This is a genomic window from Streptomyces racemochromogenes, assembly GCF_039535215.1.
Classification (GTDB): Bacteria; Actinomycetota; Actinomycetes; order Streptomycetales; family Streptomycetaceae; genus Streptomyces; species Streptomyces racemochromogenes.
The window spans coordinates 3,872,629-3,889,021 of sequence record NZ_BAAAWT010000001.1 but is presented as its reverse complement, the minus strand read 5'-3'; the positions used below and the strand labels follow the sequence as shown (position 1 = coordinate 3,889,021).

The 16,393-nt window shown below is 73.6% G+C and carries 18 protein-coding genes; 6 read left to right on the top strand and 12 right to left on the bottom strand.

Annotated features, from left to right (window positions below):
- Positions 1 to 3: 3 nt before the first annotated feature.
- The 10 genes from ABD973_RS18055 to ABD973_RS18010 all read right to left on the bottom strand — a co-directional run bounded on the left by ABD973_RS18055 (position 4) and on the right by ABD973_RS18010 (position 8,121).
- Entirely contained in the window at positions 4 to 447 is a 444-nt protein-coding gene (locus tag ABD973_RS18055) for a BlaI/MecI/CopY family transcriptional regulator (RefSeq protein WP_125821504.1), read from the bottom strand.
- A gap of 81 nt (positions 448 to 528) precedes the next feature.
- Positions 529 to 696 carry a hypothetical protein gene (locus tag ABD973_RS18050; RefSeq protein WP_164720905.1) on the bottom strand — a complete coding sequence of 56 codons (168 nt, stop codon included), beginning with the start codon at positions 694 to 696 and terminating at the stop codon, positions 529 to 531.
- A gap of 14 nt (positions 697 to 710) precedes the next feature.
- Positions 711 to 1,313, bottom strand: a complete 603-nt coding sequence (locus ABD973_RS18045) for a hypothetical protein (RefSeq protein ID WP_125821505.1) — start codon at positions 1,311 to 1,313, stop codon at positions 711 to 713.
- A gap of 98 nt (positions 1,314 to 1,411) precedes the next feature.
- Positions 1,412 to 1,603 (bottom strand): DUF397 domain-containing protein, encoded by a 192-nt coding sequence (locus tag ABD973_RS18040; protein ID WP_125599467.1) that lies wholly within the window; start codon positions 1,601 to 1,603, stop codon positions 1,412 to 1,414.
- A gap of 135 nt (positions 1,604 to 1,738) precedes the next feature.
- Complete coding sequence (locus tag ABD973_RS18035) at positions 1,739 to 2,491, bottom strand: GntR family transcriptional regulator (protein ID WP_125599470.1); 753 nt, start codon at positions 2,489 to 2,491, stop codon at positions 1,739 to 1,741.
- Positions 2,492 to 2,681: 190 nt separating this feature from the next.
- Positions 2,682 to 3,491 (bottom strand): type III pantothenate kinase, encoded by an 810-nt coding sequence (locus ABD973_RS18030; protein ID WP_007264823.1) that lies wholly within the window; start codon positions 3,489 to 3,491, stop codon positions 2,682 to 2,684.
- Between the two features lie 4 nt (positions 3,492 to 3,495).
- Complete coding sequence (gene nadC, locus ABD973_RS18025; protein WP_345504624.1) at positions 3,496 to 4,464, bottom strand: carboxylating nicotinate-nucleotide diphosphorylase; 969 nt, start codon at positions 4,462 to 4,464, stop codon at positions 3,496 to 3,498.
- Between the two features lie 2 nt (positions 4,465 to 4,466).
- Positions 4,467 to 6,206, bottom strand: a complete 1,740-nt coding sequence (locus tag ABD973_RS18020) for an L-aspartate oxidase (protein WP_125599473.1) — start codon at positions 6,204 to 6,206, stop codon at positions 4,467 to 4,469.
- On the bottom strand, positions 6,203 to 7,210 hold the full coding sequence (panC, locus tag ABD973_RS18015) for a pantoate--beta-alanine ligase (RefSeq protein WP_125599476.1): 1,008 nt from the start codon (positions 7,208 to 7,210) through the stop codon (positions 6,203 to 6,205). The genes ABD973_RS18020 and panC overlap by 4 nt, the downstream gene beginning before the upstream one ends.
- Positions 7,207 to 8,121: a Rossmann-like and DUF2520 domain-containing protein gene (locus ABD973_RS18010; protein ID WP_125599479.1), complete on the bottom strand. Its 915-nt coding sequence runs from the start codon at positions 8,119 to 8,121 to the stop codon at positions 7,207 to 7,209. The genes panC and ABD973_RS18010 overlap by 4 nt, the downstream gene beginning before the upstream one ends.
- Before the next feature lie 202 nt (positions 8,122 to 8,323).
- Between ABD973_RS18010 and ABD973_RS18005 the strand changes: the two genes are divergently transcribed.
- Both ABD973_RS18005 and ABD973_RS18000 read left to right on the top strand, forming a co-directional pair.
- The gene (locus ABD973_RS18005; protein WP_345500889.1) at positions 8,324 to 9,445 is read left to right on the top strand and encodes a threonine aldolase family protein; all 1,122 of its coding nucleotides are present in this window, start codon (positions 8,324 to 8,326) and stop codon (positions 9,443 to 9,445) included.
- Between the two features lie 131 nt (positions 9,446 to 9,576).
- Positions 9,577 to 10,026 (top strand): hypothetical protein, encoded by a 450-nt coding sequence (locus ABD973_RS18000; protein WP_345500887.1) that lies wholly within the window; start codon positions 9,577 to 9,579, stop codon positions 10,024 to 10,026.
- Here ABD973_RS18000 and ABD973_RS17995 read toward each other — a convergent pair whose 3' ends face one another.
- Positions 10,027 to 10,236, bottom strand: a complete 210-nt coding sequence (locus ABD973_RS17995) for a hypothetical protein (protein WP_125601226.1) — start codon at positions 10,234 to 10,236, stop codon at positions 10,027 to 10,029. It lies immediately after the preceding gene.
- A 187-nt stretch (positions 10,237 to 10,423) separates the two neighbouring features.
- Between ABD973_RS17995 and ABD973_RS17990 the strand changes: the two genes are divergently transcribed.
- Complete coding sequence (locus tag ABD973_RS17990; protein WP_345500884.1) at positions 10,424 to 11,548, top strand: DUF5937 family protein; 1,125 nt, start codon at positions 10,424 to 10,426, stop codon at positions 11,546 to 11,548.
- Positions 11,549 to 11,724: 176 nt separating this feature from the next.
- Complete coding sequence (locus tag ABD973_RS17985; protein ID WP_345500882.1) at positions 11,725 to 13,275, top strand: M28 family metallopeptidase; 1,551 nt, start codon at positions 11,725 to 11,727, stop codon at positions 13,273 to 13,275.
- Positions 13,276 to 13,351: 76 nt separating this feature from the next.
- On the opposite strand, the gene ABD973_RS17980 is transcribed toward ABD973_RS17985, so the two are convergent.
- Positions 13,352 to 14,338, bottom strand: a complete 987-nt coding sequence (locus ABD973_RS17980; RefSeq protein WP_345500880.1) for an SAM-dependent methyltransferase — start codon at positions 14,336 to 14,338, stop codon at positions 13,352 to 13,354.
- A gap of 107 nt (positions 14,339 to 14,445) precedes the next feature.
- Here ABD973_RS17980 and ABD973_RS17975 point away from each other — a divergent pair, with 107 nt between their 5' ends.
- Together ABD973_RS17975 and ABD973_RS17970 are read left to right on the top strand one after the other, a co-directional pair.
- Positions 14,446 to 15,648 carry a sensor histidine kinase gene (locus ABD973_RS17975; protein WP_125821513.1) on the top strand — a complete coding sequence of 401 codons (1,203 nt, stop codon included), beginning with the start codon at positions 14,446 to 14,448 and terminating at the stop codon, positions 15,646 to 15,648.
- Positions 15,649 to 15,690: 42 nt separating this feature from the next.
- Entirely contained in the window at positions 15,691 to 16,368 is a 678-nt protein-coding gene (locus ABD973_RS17970; RefSeq protein ID WP_125601240.1) for a response regulator transcription factor, read from the top strand.
- The last annotated feature ends 25 nt before the right edge of the window (positions 16,369 to 16,393 follow it).

Sequence of the window (16,393 nt, the reverse complement as noted above, 5' to 3'; positions counted from 1 at the left end):
CCCTTACGGCGCGGTCGCGGGCGGTTCCCCGCCTGCCGGTTCTCCGTCGGCCGGGCCGGTCCCGGTTCCCGGTTCGGGTTCGGGTTCGTCGTGCTGGACGATGCGGACGGCGTCGCGGAGGGCCTCGCGTTGTTCGGGGGACATCATGCCGAAGAAGGCGACGAGTGCGGCCGCCGGGCTGTCGCTGGTGGACCAGGCCTCGTTCATGAGCGCGGCGGAGTAGGCGGCGCGGGTGGAGACCGCCGTATATCGATAGGCGCGGCCTTCGGCTTCCCGGCGGACCCAGCCCTTCTGATGGAGATTGTCCATAACGGTCATGACCGTGGTGTACGCGATGGACCGTTCCTGCTGGAGGTCTTCCAGGACTTCCCGAACGGTGACCGGGCGGTTCCACTGCCACACCCGCGTCATCACTGCGTCTTCGAGTTCTCCCAAGGGGCGAGGCACAGCAGCACAATAGTGCCGATTGCGGCGAATTGCCCGACTATTCGCCGCAACGCGCGGTGGAAAACCCCGGCGGGGGTTACTTCACTTCTGCGGCTGCTGGCCGGCCTCGGCGCGGGCGAGCGCGGCGTCGACCACCGCGTCTTCCTTGGCCTTGTTGGCCCCGCCCTGGGACTTCACGATCGTCACGACGAGTGCGATGAAGAACGCGGCCATCACGATGGGGGGCACGAGCGCGGAGACGTAGTCCATGCCCCCCAGCGTAGCTATACCGCCGCGCGTCCGGCCGCCGGGGGCGGGGTGGGCTTGCGGCGCGGCGGGAACACCTCGCCCGGCGTGGGCACCGGCCGGGCCGGGGGCTCCTTCGCCGGAGCGGGCTTCGGCGGCGGCGGGGGCGGCTGCTCCTTGCCGCCGGCCAGGGCCAGCAGCCGGGTGCGCGGCGCGGGGGCCCCGGGCGCGGTCCCGGTGGCGAGCCTGCGGCGTACGGAGCGGCCCGCGACGGTCTGGGCCCGTTCCAGGACGGCGGCGGCGACCGGGTTGGCCCGCAGGGCGCGCAGCGCGGCCAGGTCGTCCGCCAGGGGCTCGTACCCGGCGGCCAGGGCGTCCTGGAGGAGCTCCAGGTAGCCCGACAGGCTCCCGGGGAGGGCGTCTCTGTAGCGGGCGAGGTCGTCGAGCAGGAAGGCTCTGAGCCGGCCCGCCTCCAGGACGGCGTCGTCCACCGACGCCGCGAGGCACAGGCAGTCCTGGACCTCGGAGGCGGTCAGGGGGGCCGTGGAGGACTGGAGGGCGTGGGCGAGGGAACGCCTGAGCACGTGCAGCTCGGCGGCGCTGAACGCCATGCCGCCGCGGGATCCGTAAGGCGTGGGCATGGGGCGAAGATACGCGCTAATCGGACAAAATCCCCTGAGGGTGCGGGATTGCGGCGCGGCGGGGGTCCACGCCGCCCCTCCGGGCGGTCCGCCCCGGCTCAGCCGGTCACTTTGACGGACTTCACGAATTCCGCCCAGGCGGCGTGGGTGGTCGCCATCACCAGGTGCGCCGGATCGGCCCGGTCGGCCACGCGCACCAGGGTGCCGGGCGCGGCCGCCACGTACACGCAGGCGTCGCCCTCGCCGCAGTAGGACGATTTGCGCCAGTCGGGTCGAGCGTTCGCGGTCATGGTGTCTCCTCCGCAGTGGACGAGGTCGCGGTGCTTTCCAGCGTGACGCTAGCGCCACGAGGGGCACACTCCGGCCAGTTCCGGTAAAAAACCCGGTCGTCGGAAAGTACGGCCGTTCACAATACGCGCCCCCGGTCACTCCACCGGGAAGGCGTACGCGATCTCGTAGCGCGAGTCGGGGATGACCAGGTCGGCGGTCTCCACGGGGCGGCCGTCGGAGTCGAGGTACGTGCGCTCGATCTCGGTGATCATGGCGCCGAGGCTGATCCCGAGGAGGTTGGCCTGGTTCTGGTTGGCCCGGGCGGGCCGCGGCACCTCCACCACGGAGGTGACGGTGATGCCGATGGACCGCATGCGCGCCACCACCCCGGCGCCGCGCAGTTCGCCCACCTCCGGGAGCACGACCGGGGTGCCGGAGGTGATGGCCAGCGGCTCCCAGGACTCGGAGAGCTCGGCGGGGCTGCCGTCGGCCATGAACTCGTAGCGGGTCATCACGCAGGGCGAACCGGGCTCGATGGCCAGCCGGGCGGCGATCCGCTCCGGCGCCGGGACCTGCGGGAGGGTCCTGAACTCCCAGGACGCGGCGATGCCGTGCGCGGCGGCCTCGGAGCGGAAGGTGTTGCCGGAGCCGGGGACGCGGCGGCGGGTGCGGAGCATCCGCATGCGCCGGCGCGGGGTGCGCACGTAGGTGCCGGAACCCGCGCGGCCCTCGAGGAAGCCCTCGATGATCAGCTGCTCCATGGCCCGCTGGGTGACGCCCTGCCCGACGGAGTACTCCTGTGCGAACCGGGCGCGGGAGGGGAGCCTGTCGCCTATCGCCCACTCACCCGCCTCGATACGGGTCCTGAGTGATGCGACCACCTGCAAGTACGGTGATTTACGGGGCATTTGGGCCGTCCTGTGCCGTCTCGGCTGTGCCGCTTCGCGAGGGTGTGCGTCCGACGCCGACAAGCTAACGGATCAGGTTCAAGCTGAGGATTCCGCATGACGTTCCGCTACCGGGGCTTTCATGACCGGCCGGTGGGGCCGCACCCGTCGGCGGGGCCCCGTCCGCACGGGACCCCACCGGCGGCCGGGATCACTCGAAGCTGGGCGCGTTGCGCTCGTACACGAGCCGCAGCCCGATCAGCGTCAGCCACGGCTCGTGCTCGTCGATCACCGTGGTCTCGCCGAGGATGACCGGGGCCAGCCCGCCCGTCGCGATGACGCGGACGTCGTCCGGATCGCCGTCCGGACCCACCAGGTCCCGGGCGATGCGGTGCACGATCCCGTCGACCTGGCCCGCGAACCCGTAGACCACGCCCGACTGCATCGCCTCGACCGTGGACTTGCCGATCACGTTGCGCGGCCGGGCCAGCTCGATCTTGCGCAGCAGGGCGCCGCGCATCCCGAGCGCCTCCATCGAGATCTCGATGCCCGGCGAGATCACCCCGCCCACGTACTCACCCCGCGCGGAGACCGCGTCGAAGGTCGTCGCCGTACCGAGGTCGACGACGATCGCCGGGCCCCCGTACAGCTCGACGGCGGCGGCCGCGTTGACGATGCGGTCCGCGCCGACCTCCTTCGGGTTGTCCATCAGGATCGGCACGCCCGTCTTCACGCCGGGCTCCACCACGATCGCCGGCACGTCGCCGTAGTAGCGGCGGGTGACCTCGCGCAGCTCGTGCAGCACCGACGGCACCGTCGAGCAGATCGCGATGCCGTGGATCCCGTCGCCGAGCTCGCTGCCGAGCATCGGGTGCATCCCCATCAGGCCCTGCATCAGCACGGCCAGCTCGTCCGCCGTGCGCCGCGGATCCGTCGAGACACGCCAGTGCTCGACGATCTCCTCGCCGTCGAACAGCCCGAGGACCGTGTGGGTGTTGCCCACGTCGATGGTGAGCAGCATCGGCTTACACCGCCTCGCGCAGGTCGAGGCCGATGTCCAGGATCGGCGACGAGTGCGTCAGCGCGCCCACCGCCAGGTAGTCCACACCGGTCTCCGCGTAGGCGCGGGCCGTCTCCAGGGACAGCCGGCCCGAGGACTCCAGGACCGCGCGGCCCGCGACGATCGTCACCGCCTCCTCCGTCTCCGGGACGGTGAAGTTGTCCAGCAGGATCAGGTCGGCGCCCGCGTCCACGACCTCGCGGACCTGGTGCATGGTGTCGACCTCGACCTCCACCGGCACGTCCGGGAACGCCTCGCGGACGGCCTTGAAGGCCTGCGCGACGCCGCCCGCGGCGACCACGTGGTTGTCCTTGACCAGCGCGGCGTCCGACAGCGACATGCGGTGGTTGACGCCGCCGCCGCAGCGGACCGCGTACTTCTCCAGCGACCGCAGGCCCGGCGTCGTCTTGCGGGTGTCGCGGACCTTCGCCTTCGTGCCCTCCAGGGCGTCCGCCCAGCGGCGGGTGGCCGTCGCGATGCCGGACAGCCGGCACAGGATGTTCAGCGCGCTGCGCTCGGCGGTCAGCAGGTCACGGGTGCGGGAGCGCACCGACAGCAGCAGCTGCCCGGCCTCGACCCGGTCGCCGTCCTCGGCGTGCCGCTCGACTTCGAAGGCCTCCGTGCACACCACGGAGAACACGGCCTCGGCGATCCGCAGACCCGCCACGACGCCCGCCTCGCGGGCCACGAAGTCGGCGATGGCCTCGGCCTCTTCGGAGACGGTCGCGACGGTGGTGACGTCGACCCCGCCGTCCAGGTCCTCGGACAGCGCCATGTGCGCGATGTCCTCGACCTCGATCGGGTCCAGGCCCGCGTCCACCAGCAGCTGGGCGAGCGCCGGGTCGAGACCGGTCTCCTCGCCGTCGCCGCAGCCGCAGTCGTCGCCGCAGCCGCCTTCGTTCTGCTCGATCAGGGGGAGTTCGGGGGTGCTCACGGTCACTTCTCCAGGCTGAGGGGGTGGTGGACGGACGGGAAGTCCGCCGAGTCGGTGGGGGTGACGACCAGCGCCCGCCGCTCGGTGCGCGACAGCCGCACCACGAGGTGGCGGCGCCACTCGGCGTCGTCCCGGTCGGGGTGGTCCTCGCGCCAGTGGCAGCCGCGGGTCTCGGCGCGCCGCTGGGCGGCGGCCACCAGGACGCGGGCCACGCACAGCAGGTTGGTCGCCTCCCAGGTCTCCACGCCCGGTACGGCGGTCTTGCCCCGGCTCTCCAGTTCGCCCAGGGCCGTCGTGTACAGGGTCTCCAGCGCCTCGGCGGCCGCCGCGAGGGATCCGGCGGAGCGGAGCACGCCCGCACCCTCCGTCATGATGCGCTGGACCTCGTACCGGGCCTCGGCCGGCTGGAGCGGACCGCTGGCGGGCACCGGTATGCCCGGGCCGCTGCCCACGGGCGGGTTCGCGGTGATGTCCTCGGCGATCCGCTCGGCGAAGACCAGGCCCTCCAGCAGGGAGTTGGAGGCCAGCCGGTTCGCGCCGTGCACGCCCGTGCAGGCCACCTCGCCGCACGCGTACAGGCCCGGCACGGTCGTACGGCCGTGCAGGTCGGTGCGTACGCCGCCCGAGGCGTAGTGCGCGGCCGGGGCGACCGGGATCGGCTCGGTCACCGGGTCGATGCCGTGGGCCCGGCAGGCCGCCAGGATCGTGGGGAACCGGTTCTCCCACATCTCGGCGCCGAAGTGCCGCGCGTCCAGGTACATGTGCCGGGCGCCCTGCTCCTGCATGCGGCGCATGATGCCCTTGGCGACGATGTCCCGCGGCGCCAGCTCGGCCAGCTCGTGCTGCCCCACCATGAAGCGGACCCCGTCCGCGTCGACCAGGTACGCGCCCTCGCCGCGGACCGCCTCCGACACCAGCGGCTGCTGGCCCTCGGCGTCCGGGCCCAGGAACAGGACCGTCGGGTGGAACTGGACGAACTCCAGGTCCGAGACCTCGGCGCCGGCGCGCAGCGCCAGCGCCACCCCGTCGCCCGTGGAGACCGCCGGGTTGGTCGTCGCGGAGAACACCTGGCCCATGCCGCCGGTCGCCAGGATCACGGCGGGCGCGTGGACGGCGCCGACGCCGTCGTGCTGGCCCTCGCCCATCACGTGCAGGGTCACGCCGGCCGTACGGCCCTCGGCGTCCTGGAGCAGGTCCAGGACCAGCGCGTTCTCGACCGTGCGGATCCCGGCGGCGTGCACGGCCTCGACCAGGGCGCGGGAGATCTCCGCGCCGGTCGCGTCGCCGCCCGCGTGCGCGATGCGGCGGCGGTGGTGGCCGCCCTCGCGGGTCAGCTCTATCTCGCCGGTCTCGGCGGACGTGTCGAAGACCGCCCCGGCCTCGATCAGTCGGCGCACCGCGTCGGGGCCCTCGGTGACCAGCAGCCGCACGGCCGCCTCGTCGCACAGGCCCGCGCCCGCGACCAGGGTGTCGTCCAGGTGCTGCTCGGGGGTGTCGCCCTCGCCGAGGGCGGCCGCGATGCCGCCCTGCGCCCAGCGGGTGGAGCCGTCGTCGAGCCGCGCCTTGGTGACCACGACCGTACGGCGGCCCGCGGCGGCGCAGCGCAGCGCGGCCGTCAGGCCCGCGACGCCGGAACCGACGACCACGACGTCCGCGTCGAGGGCCCAGCCGGGGGCGGGGGCGTGCAGCCGTATGCCCGTGCCGGCGGCGCCGGGGGTGCCTGGGTTGCCTGTGGTGCTCACGCGTGTGCTCCGAACTCCAATGGGATGTTGTCGATCAGCCGGGTCGCGCCGACCTTCGCCGCGACGGCCAGCACGGCGCGTCCGGTGAAGTCGGGGCCGACGTCGGTGAAGTCCTGCGGGTCCACCAGGGCCAGGTAGTCCAGGACCAGGGGCGGCTCGTGCCGGCCCGCCTCCTCCAGCACGTGCCGCGCGGCGGCCCGTACGGCGTCCGGCAGGCCGGTGACGCCGCCGGCCGCCGCCGACACGGCGTGCGCGTCGGCGGAGGCGCGGATCTCGCCGAGCCGGGCCAGGGCGGTGGCGCGCTCGTCGCTCGCCGGGGCCGCCTCCGCGCGGGCGCACAGCGCGGCCTGCGCGGCCAGCCGGTCGCGGCCCGCGAACAGGGCGCGCGACAGGGCCAGGGCGGTACGGCGCTCGACCGGGCCGAGGTAGCGGTTGCGGGAGGACAGGGCGAGCCCGTCGTCCTCCCGGACCGTGGGTACGCCGACCACCTCGACGGGGAAGTTCAGGTCGGTCACCATGCGCCGGATCAGAGCCAGTTGCTGGGCGTCCTTCTGGCCGAACAGGGCCAGGTCCGGGCGGGTGAGGTGGAGCAGCTTGGCGACGACGGTCAGCATGCCGTCGAAGTGGCCGGGCCGGGTGGCGCCTTCGAGCCGCTCCCCCATCGGCCCCGCGGTGATCCGCACCTGCGGGTCGCCGCCCGGGTAGACCTCGTCCACGGAAGGCGCGAACACGGCGTCGGCGCCCGCCCCTTCGGAGACCAGCAGGTCGGCGTCGAGGGTGCGCGGATAGCGGTCGAGGTCCTCGTTCGCCCCGAACTGGAGGGGGTTGACGAAGACGGTGACCACCACCTGGCCGTCCGGGCCCACCTCCTCGCGGGCCGTACGGATGAGCGTGGCGTGGCCCTCGTGCAGGGCGCCCATCGTCATCACGACGGCCCGGCGGCCGGCGCGCGGGAGCTTGTGGAGCTCTTCGGCGGTGTTCAGCAGCTGGAGCGGGCCGGTCATCGCTCGGAATCCTTCGGGTCGGCGGGGTCCGCGAGCACGCCGAGGAGGTCCTCGGCCAGTTCGGGCTTGAGCAGGCCGTGCGCGAGGGCGCGGTCCGCGGTCGTACGGGCCATCGCCAGGTACCCGGCGACGGTGGCCGGAGCGTGCTTGCGCAGCTCCGAGACGTGCGCGGCAACGGTGCCCGCGTCACCGCGGGCGACGGGCCCGGTGAGGGCGGCGTCGCCGGAGCGCAGGGCGTTGTCCAGGGCGGCGCCGAGCAGCGGGCCGAGCATCCGGTCGGGGTGCTCGACGCCCGCGGTGCGCAGCAGCTCCATGGCCTGGGCGACCAGGGTGACCAGGTGGTTCGCGCCCAGCGCGAGGGCCGCGTGGTAGAGCGGACGGCTCTCCTCCGCGATCCACTCGGCCTCCCCGCCCATCTCGATGACCAGGGCCTCGGCGGCGAGCCGCAGCTCGTCGGGGGCGGTCACGCCGAAGGAGCAGCCGGCCAGGCGCTGCACGTCCACCTCGGTGCCGGTGAAGGTCATCGCCGGGTGCAGCGCCAGCGGGAGCGCGCCCGCGCGCCGCGCGGGGTCCAGCACGGCGGTCCCGTACCGGCCCGAGGTGTGCACGAGGAGCTGCCCGGGGCGGACGGCGCCGGTCTCCGCGAGGCCCTCCACCAGGCCCGGCAGGGCGTCGTCGGGGACGGTGAGGAGCACCAGCTCGGCCCGCTCAAGCACCTGCGCCGGCGACACCAGCGGCACGTCCGGCAGCATCCGCTCGGCCCGGCGCCGGGAGGCGTCGGAGACCCCGGACACGGCGACGGGGCGGTGCCCGGCCTGCTGGAGCGCGCGCGCCAGCGCGGGGCCGACACGGCCCGCGCCGACGACTCCGACGGTGAGCCGGGCGGGGCGCGGTTCCTGGGATGAGTTCACGCGGTGAGGGCCTTCCGTTCCAGTCCGCGAGGGGTACCGGACGATACGTCGCCATGCTAGGCCCTTTCCGCGGCCTGGCGCCGGTCAGGCCCGCCGGGGGGACGGGAGCCTCCCGGCGGGCCGGTCTCCGGGGCCGTGGAGGGGGCGGGCGCCCGCGGATTCTCAGGGGCGGGGGCGGGGGGCGGTCCGCGATGATCTGGGCATGAGCGATGACGCGGAGCAGACGAAACGGCTGGTGGCGGCCTGGAAGGGCGCCCGCCGGGCCCTCACCTGCGGCGGGCGGGAGGAGACGGTCCGGGAGCTGCTCGCCGGGCTCGCCGACGCCCCGTACGACCTGGACGCCCCGGCGGACATCTACGGCGACGGGGTCGTCGCCGACCTGGAGGAGCGGGTCGCCGGGCTGCTCGGCACCGAGGACGCGGCGTTCTTCCCCTCGGGGACGATGGCCCAGCAGGTCGCGCTGCGCTGCTGGGCGGGGCGTACCGGGGACCGGGTCGTGGCCCTGCATCCCATGAGCCACCCGGAGCGGTGGGAAGGCGGAGCCCTGACGGCGCTGGCCGGGCTGCGGACCACCCACCTGGTGACGAAGCCGCGCCAGCCGACCCCGCGGGAGGTGCGGGAGCACCCCGAGCCCTTCGGCACGCTGATGCTGGAGCTGCCGCTGCGCGACGCCGGGTTCCTGCTGCCCTCGTGGGAGGAGCTGGAGGGGCTGGTGGACGCCGCCCGGGAGCGGGACGCGGTCGTCCACTTCGACGGGGCCCGGCTGTGGGAGTCCACCGTCCACTTCGGCAGGCCGCTGCCGGAGATCGCGCGGCTCGCGGACTCGGTGTACGTCTCCTTCTACAAGTCGCTGCGTGGGCTGAGCGGGGCCTGCCTGGCCGGACCCCGGGACTTCGTGGAGGAGACCCGGGTGTGGCGCCACCGGTACGGGGGGCAGGTCTTCCGCCAGTTCCCCCAGGCCCTGGCGGCCCTGGCCGGGCTGGAGCGGGAGCTGCCGCGGCTGCCCGCGTACGTGGAGCAGGCCCGGGTCGTCGCGGCCGCGCTGCGGGAGGCCTTCGCGGAGGCGGGCGTGCCGTGGTCCCGGGTCCACCCGGAGGTGCCGCACACGCACCAGTTCCAGGTGTGGCTGCCGTACGAGGCCGACCGCCTCACGGAGGCGGGCGCCCGCCTGGCGGAGGAAACGGGCACGGCACTGTTCCGGCGGTGGTCCCCGGAGGGCCCGCCGGGCCTGTCGGTGACGGAACTGGAGATCACGCGGCCGGGCCTCGCCTGGACGGCGGAGGACGTCCGGGAGGCGGTGGGGGGTTTCCTGGCGCGGGTTTAGGGAGGTGGGGGTCCGGTCCGCCGACGGCACCCCTCGGACTTGAACACGTTCAAGTCCTGTGTCAGGCTGCGCCCACGTCCTTGATCTCCCCGGTCGCGCAGGCGGCCCGCAGAAACCGTTGGGGGTGGAGCGTGCCGCGTTCCCGCCGGATCCCGCTGGTCCTCCTCACCGCGGCTCTCGCGCTCACCGCCTGCGGCAGGATCTGGAACCGGCCACCGCCCGAGGGCGAAGCCGTCGCGCTCCCCCAGGCCGAGCTGGCGACCACCTGGACCGACGCCGACGGCGGCACCCTGGAACTCGGGGCGGACGGGACGTTCACCGCCCACCAGGTGTGCGGCGACTGGATGGGCGCCTCGGACTGGAACTGGCAGGGGCCCCGGTCGGGAACCGGCACCTGGACGAGCGGGACGGGGCCGGTCGGGTCGGCCGTCACGCGCAGGTTCGACGCCAAGGGCCCCAAGGGCGACGAGGTGGCGGACTCCCTCAGCGTGTGGCGGCACGGGAACACGCTGATGCTCTGGACCCGCGTGGGCGACGAGGACAACGACGACCCCCACTGCATCCTGACCAGGCGTCCCTAGTCAGCACGCGCCGCCCCGGTGGAGGCGGCGGGTCAGGGCGTGCAGCCAGGGGTGGGCGGCCGGGCGGCCGTCCAGGACGGCGGTGAACTGGGCCGTGGTGCGCAGGGCGCGGAGGGTGGCCAGGTCGTCGCGGCCCGGGGGCGGGGGCGGGGGCGTGCCGTGCTGGGCCGCGCGGTAGGTGTCGATGAGGTACTGCTCGATGGCTGTCATGCATCCACCCTCACCCCGTTGGGCGCGGCGCGCCCGCCGATTGACGCTCCTCGTCAATCGACGCCTCCCACCTGCGGCGATGTCCCGCCGGAGGCCTCGCGGCCCCTCGTACGGGCGCACGGCCGCGGGTGCGCGCCCGCCGTCCCCCGGCGGCCTCGGAGGCGGTGCGGGAGGCCACAATGGGGCGATGAGCGTCACCATCGACATCGCCGGGCTCCCCGCGGAGCGGATCGGTTTCGCGCCGTCGCCGCTCGCCGAGCTCTGCATGACCCTGCACGCGCTCTCGCAGCCGGCCCATCACCCGGGGCTCCAGTCCTGGACGAGGGCCACTACGGCTTCGCTCGACCCCGGCCTGGCCGACCGGCTCCTCGAGGCCGATTTCATGTGGCGCAGTTCGTTCTCGGACATCTTCATGGCCTTCGCCGGCATCCCCGGCGGTACCGGCCACCCGGGGGCGACGCTGGCCGAGGAGCTGGACGTGCTCGACCGGCTGGACGACGAGCGGTTCGTGATGGCGGCGCTGGAGCACTGCTGGCTGGCGCTGTACAACGAGGGCGGCGGTGCCAACCCGCTGAAGGACGCGGGGGCGCGGGCGAAGGCGCTGGAGGCGGCGGCGGCGCGCGGGCCGCGCCAGTTGGAGTTCTCGATCCGGCTGCTGGACGACCCGGCCGGGGTGCGGGTGTGGATGCGGCGGCTGCTGGAGGACTGCGACGAGGCCTTCTTCGCGGAGACCTGGCGGCGCATCGAACCCCGGCAGACGGCGGACGCCCGGCACAAGACGGAGGTGCTGCGCCACAAGGGGCTGCCGGCGGTGCTGCGGGAGGTGTCCTCGGCGCTGAGCGTCGACGAGGGGCTGACGGTGATCACCGCCGACAAGATGGTCAACGGCCAGACCACGGCGACGGATCCGCTGGTCGGGCCGGGGCTGCTGTTCGTGCCGACGAACTTCGGCTGGCCGCACCTGCTGGTGCTGCACGCTCCGGGCTGGCGGCCGGTGGTGCACTACCCGCTGGACTCGCCCGAACTGGCCGCCGGGCCGGGCTCGGTGGAGCTGCTCCAGCGCCGGATGGAGGCGTTGGCGCACCCCATGCGGATGATGCTGTGCCGCAGTCTGGCGCGCGCCCCGTACACGACGACCGAACTGGCGCGGGTCTACGGGATCTCCGCGCCGGAGGTGTCCCGGCACCTGGCCGTGCTGAAGCGGGCGGGCCTGCTGCACACCCGGCGCCAGGGGCGTTACGTACAGCACCAGTTGGATCTGTCCGTGGTCGCACGAATAGGTGCCGATTTCATCGAGGGAATCCTGCGCTGAGCCGGTCTGCCCGACGATCGGACGGTGGCCGGATTTCGCCCCTCCGCAGAGGTACCGATATCCGGATTTCACAAACCGGAAGCAGTGAAAACTCTGGCGAGGGGCGCCTCTTGGTGTCTAACGTGCGTCCACCACGCCACGCCTCCCCCACCGCTTCCTGCTGTGAAAGGACCTTCATGCCCTCTCGCCGTATAGCCACAGCCACCGCCGTCCTGGCGGCCGCCGCCCTCGTCTCCCCGCTGCTCCTCGCCGGTCCGGCCGGTGCCACGAGTCCGCAGAGCGACGCCGCCCGGGGTGACGCGCTGGCCAGGAAGCTGGTCAAGGACTCGACGGGCAAGGGCGCCAACAACCACCTGAAGGTCTTCCAGTCGATCGCCGACTACAACAACGGCACCCGGGTGGCCGGCTCGAAGGGCCACGCCCAGTCGGCGCAGTACGTCGAGAACGTGCTGAAGGGCGCCGGGTACCAGGTCTCGCGCCACGAGTTCGACTTCGTGTACGTCGAGACGATCTCCGAGAAGCTGAAGGTCAACGGGGACGCCGGCCGCGACGTGCCCCTCAAGCTGATGACGTACACCGCCAGCGGCCCGGAGGGCGGCATCACCGCGCCCCTCGCCGTCGCCCCCGTCGACGCGGACAACACCAACGGCTGCGACGCCACGGACTTCGCGGCCGGCGCCTTCACCGGCAAGATCGCGCTGATCAAGCGCGGCGGCTGCACCTTCGCCACGAAGCAGGCGAACGCCGCGGCGGCCGGCGCGGTCGGCGCCGTCATCTACAACAACACCGCGGGCTCCCTCAACGGCACCCTCGGCGACGCGAACGCCGGGAAGGTCCCCACCGGCGGCATCTCCCAGGCGGACGGCGAGAAGCTCGCCGCCGAGGCGGCCGCCGGTCCCGTCTCCCTCACCCTGGACGTCCGCGAGCTGCGCGAGAACCGCAAGACGTACAACGTCGTCGCGGAGACCACGGGCGGCGACCCGGACAACACCGTCTTCCTCGGCGCGCACCTGGACTCGGTCGCGGCCGGTCCGGGCATCAACGACAACGGCTCCGGCTCGGCGGGCATCCTCCAGGTCGCGCAGCGCCTCGCGAGCGAGCAGAAGAAGATCAAGAACAAGGTGAAGTTCGCCTGGTGGTCGGCGGAGGAGTTCGGCCTGCTCGGCTCCGAGGCGTACGTGGCCTCGCTGACGCCCGAGCAGAAGAAGCAGATCAAGCTCTACCTGAACTTCGACATGATCGCCTCGCCGAACTCCGCGTACTTCGTCTACGACGGCGACGACTCGGACAAGGTCGGCTCGGGCCCCGGCCCGGAGGGCTCGGCGCAGCTGGAGAAGCAGATCACCGACTTCCTCGACGCGCAGAAGATCCCGCACGAGGGCAGTGACTTCACCGGCCGCTCGGACTACGGCCCGTTCATCGAGGCCGGCATCCCGTCGGGCGGTACGGACACGGGCGCCGAGGGCATCAAGACCCCGGAGCAGGCCGCGAAGTTCGGCGGTCAGGCGGGCGTCGCCTACGACCCGAACTACCACGGCAAGGGCGACGACATCAACAACATCGACCAGAAGGCGCTCGACATCAACGTCGACGTCATCGCGAACGCGGTGGGCCACTACGCCTGGGACCTGGCGCCGCTGACGCAGCCGGTCACCCCGAAGCCGTCCACCGGCTCCGGCAACGGCGGCGGTCTGCGCCCGGGCCACGACCACGACGTCACCGAGTAAGCACACCAGGACACACCGAGGGCCGGCCTCCCGCACGGGGAGGCCGGCCCTCGGCCGTGCGCCGCGGGGTGGCCGCCTAGCCCGGCCAGGTCCCCACCCCGACCGGCTGGACCAGCCAGCCGAAGTCGCCGAGGCCCCCGCGCGCGGTGAGTTCCGCCGCCTCGCCCGCCGCCGACAGGGCGCGGACGTAGCCGGCCGGGTCGGTGGAGGCCAGGGCCAGTGGCGGCCGGCCGCCCGAGACGCCGAGGGCGGTCAGGGCCGCGCGCTGGGTGAGCAGGCCGGCCCCCGGGCCCGCGCAGGCGTCGAGCGCGACGTGCGCGGTGACGTCGCGGCTCCCGTCCGGGACGGGAGCGGTCTCGCGGCCGTCCCGGAAGCCGGTGAGGGTGCCGTACGGGGGGCGGGCGCCCCGGGTGTGCGCGTAGTCCACGGCCACCGCGAGGCCCCGGTCCAGGGTGGCGACGGCAGCCGCCCAGGCCTCGTCGCGGGCCCGGCCGATCTCCGCCCGGCCGCCGTCCGGTCCGGCCGCGCCGGGCCACCACCGCTCCAGCCAGTCCCGGTCGGCGTCCTCCAGGGGCCCGCCGGCGGTTTCCGTACCGTCGGGGGCGACCAGGACGTACCGGCCGTCCTCCGCGATGTCCAGCGGTACGTTGTCCAGCCATTCGTTCGCGAACAGCAGGCCCGTCGTCCCCTCGGGCGGCTCGGCCACCCAGCGGACGCGGGGGTCCAGCCCCTCGGGCCGCGCAGCGCGCTCCACCGCGTACGGGCGTACCCGCGCGGCCGTCTCCGCGGGCAGCGCGGCGAGGACACCGGCCAGCAGTTCGCCCCGCCCGGCCCCCATGTCGACGAAGTCGAGCCGCGCGGGCCGGCCCAGCTCCGCGTCCACCCACTCCAGCAGCCGGGCCACCGCCCCCGCGTACAGGGCGGAGGCGTGCACGGAGGTCCGGAAGTGCCCGGCGGGCCCCGGCCCGCCCGGGCGCACGTAGAAACCGCCGGGCCCGTACAGCGCGGCCTCCATCGCGGCCCGCCACCGGACCGGCCCCCTGACCTCACCCTCAGCGCTCATCCACCGCAGGTTAAGCCAACCCTCCACCTTGGGGAGTACTCCCCCGTCGCAGGGATCGCACCTCTGGTTGACTCCAGCACCTATTTCCTTTCCCTACTCTGGGTTACGTGCAGCGCCTCTACGACTTCATCCGCAGACACCCGACGGGCGTCGACGGCTTCTGGGCTGTCCTCTTCTTCGGGATCTCGATGATGAACGTGGCCGGGGCCGAGGGGCAGAGCACCGCCCTGCGGCTGGCCACCGTGCCGGTCGTCGCCGCGCTGACCGCCGCCCTGGCCCTGCGCCGGCGCTGGACCGTGCCGATGTTCTGGCTGTCGGCCGGCGCGGGCGTCTACCAGCTGGCCATCGGGCAGGAAATACAGTTCTGCGACGTCGCGCTGCTGGTCGTCCTGTTCACGGTGGCCGCCGCCGACGTCCCGCGCTGGGTCTCGCGCACCGCGCTCGGCGCCGGTCTGCTGGCCTCGCCGCTGTACTTCCTGCGCTTCGGCGTGGACAAGAGCGCGAGCGGCACCGAGGAGTTCCTCTTCGTCCTCTTCATGATGGTCCCCTTCGCCCTCGCCTGGGTGATGGGCGACTCGCTGCGCACCCGCCGCGCCTACTACGCCCAGCTCGTGGAGCGCAACCAGCGGCTGGAGAAGGAGCGCGAGGCGCAGGCCAAGGTCGCGGTGGCCGCCGAGCGCGCCCGGATCGCCCGCGAGCTGCACGACGTCGTCGCGCACAACGTCTCGGTGATGGTGGTCCAGGCCGACGGCGCCGCGTACGTCATGGACGTGGCGCCCGACCAGGCCAAGGAGGCCCTCCAGACCATCTCCGGCACCGGCCGCCAGGCGCTGGCCGAGATGCGGCGGCTGCTGGGCGTGCTGCGCACGGGGGAGCCGCAGGAGTCCGAGGACTACGTGCCGCAGCCCGACGTGGAGCAGATCGAGGTGCTGGTCGAGCAGGTGCGGGCGGCGGGGCTGACGGTCGACTTCGAGGTGGAGGGCGCGCCGCGCAGGCTGCCGAGCGGGGTGGAGCTGACGGCGTACCGGATCGTGCAGGAGGCGCTGACGAACACGCGCAAGCACGGGGGCCCCGACGCCAGCGCGAGCGTGCGGCTGGTCTACTTCGACGACGGGCTGGGCCTGCTCGTCGAGGACGACGGGCGGGGCGCGGCGCACGAACTGTACGAGGACGGCGGCGCGGACGGCGCCGGACACGGTCTGATCGGCATGCGGGAGCGCATCGGTATGGTCGGGGGAACCCTGGACGCGGGCCCGCGCCCCGGCGGGGGCTTCCGGATCAGTGCCCTGCTCCCGCTCAAGAAGAGTTAGCCCCGCACGGGACCGCTCGAGAAGAGTTAGAGGTAGTCACGGATGTCCATCCGAGTGATGCTGGTCGACGACCAGGTGCTGCTGCGCACCGGCTTCCGCATGGTGCTGGCCGCGCAGCCGGACATGGAGGTCGTCGCCGAGGCGGGCAACGGCCTGGAGGCGCTGGAGGTGCTGCGGGCCACGGCGGTCGACGTCGTCCTGATGGACGTGCGCATGCCCAAGCTGGACGGGGTGGAGGCGACGCGGCGGATCTGTGAGCCGGAGCAGCACCCGAAGGTGATCATCCTGACCACCTTCGACCTGGACGAGTACGCGTTCTCGGGTCTGAAGGCGGGCGCGAGCGGCTTCATGCTGAAGGACGTCCCGCCGGCGGAGCTGCTGGCCGCGATCCGGTCGGTGCACAGCGGCGACGCGGTGGTGGCGCCCTCGACGACGCGGCGGCTGCTGGACCGGTTCGCGCCGATGCTGCCGACGACGGCGGCGGAGCCGGAGAACAAGGAGATCGAGCGACTGACGGACCGCGAGCGCGAGGTCATGCTGCTGGTGGCGCAGGGCCTGTCGAACGGGGAGATCGCGGCCCGGCTGGTGCTGTCGGAGGCGACGGTCAAGACGCACGTGGGCCGCATCCTGACGAAGCTGGGACTGCGCGACCGGGTGCAGGTGGTGGTGCTGGCGTACGAGACGGGGCTGGTGCGCGCCGGCGGCGGCGGGGCGGCCTGAGCCGCCGCCCCCGGCGGCGGCACCC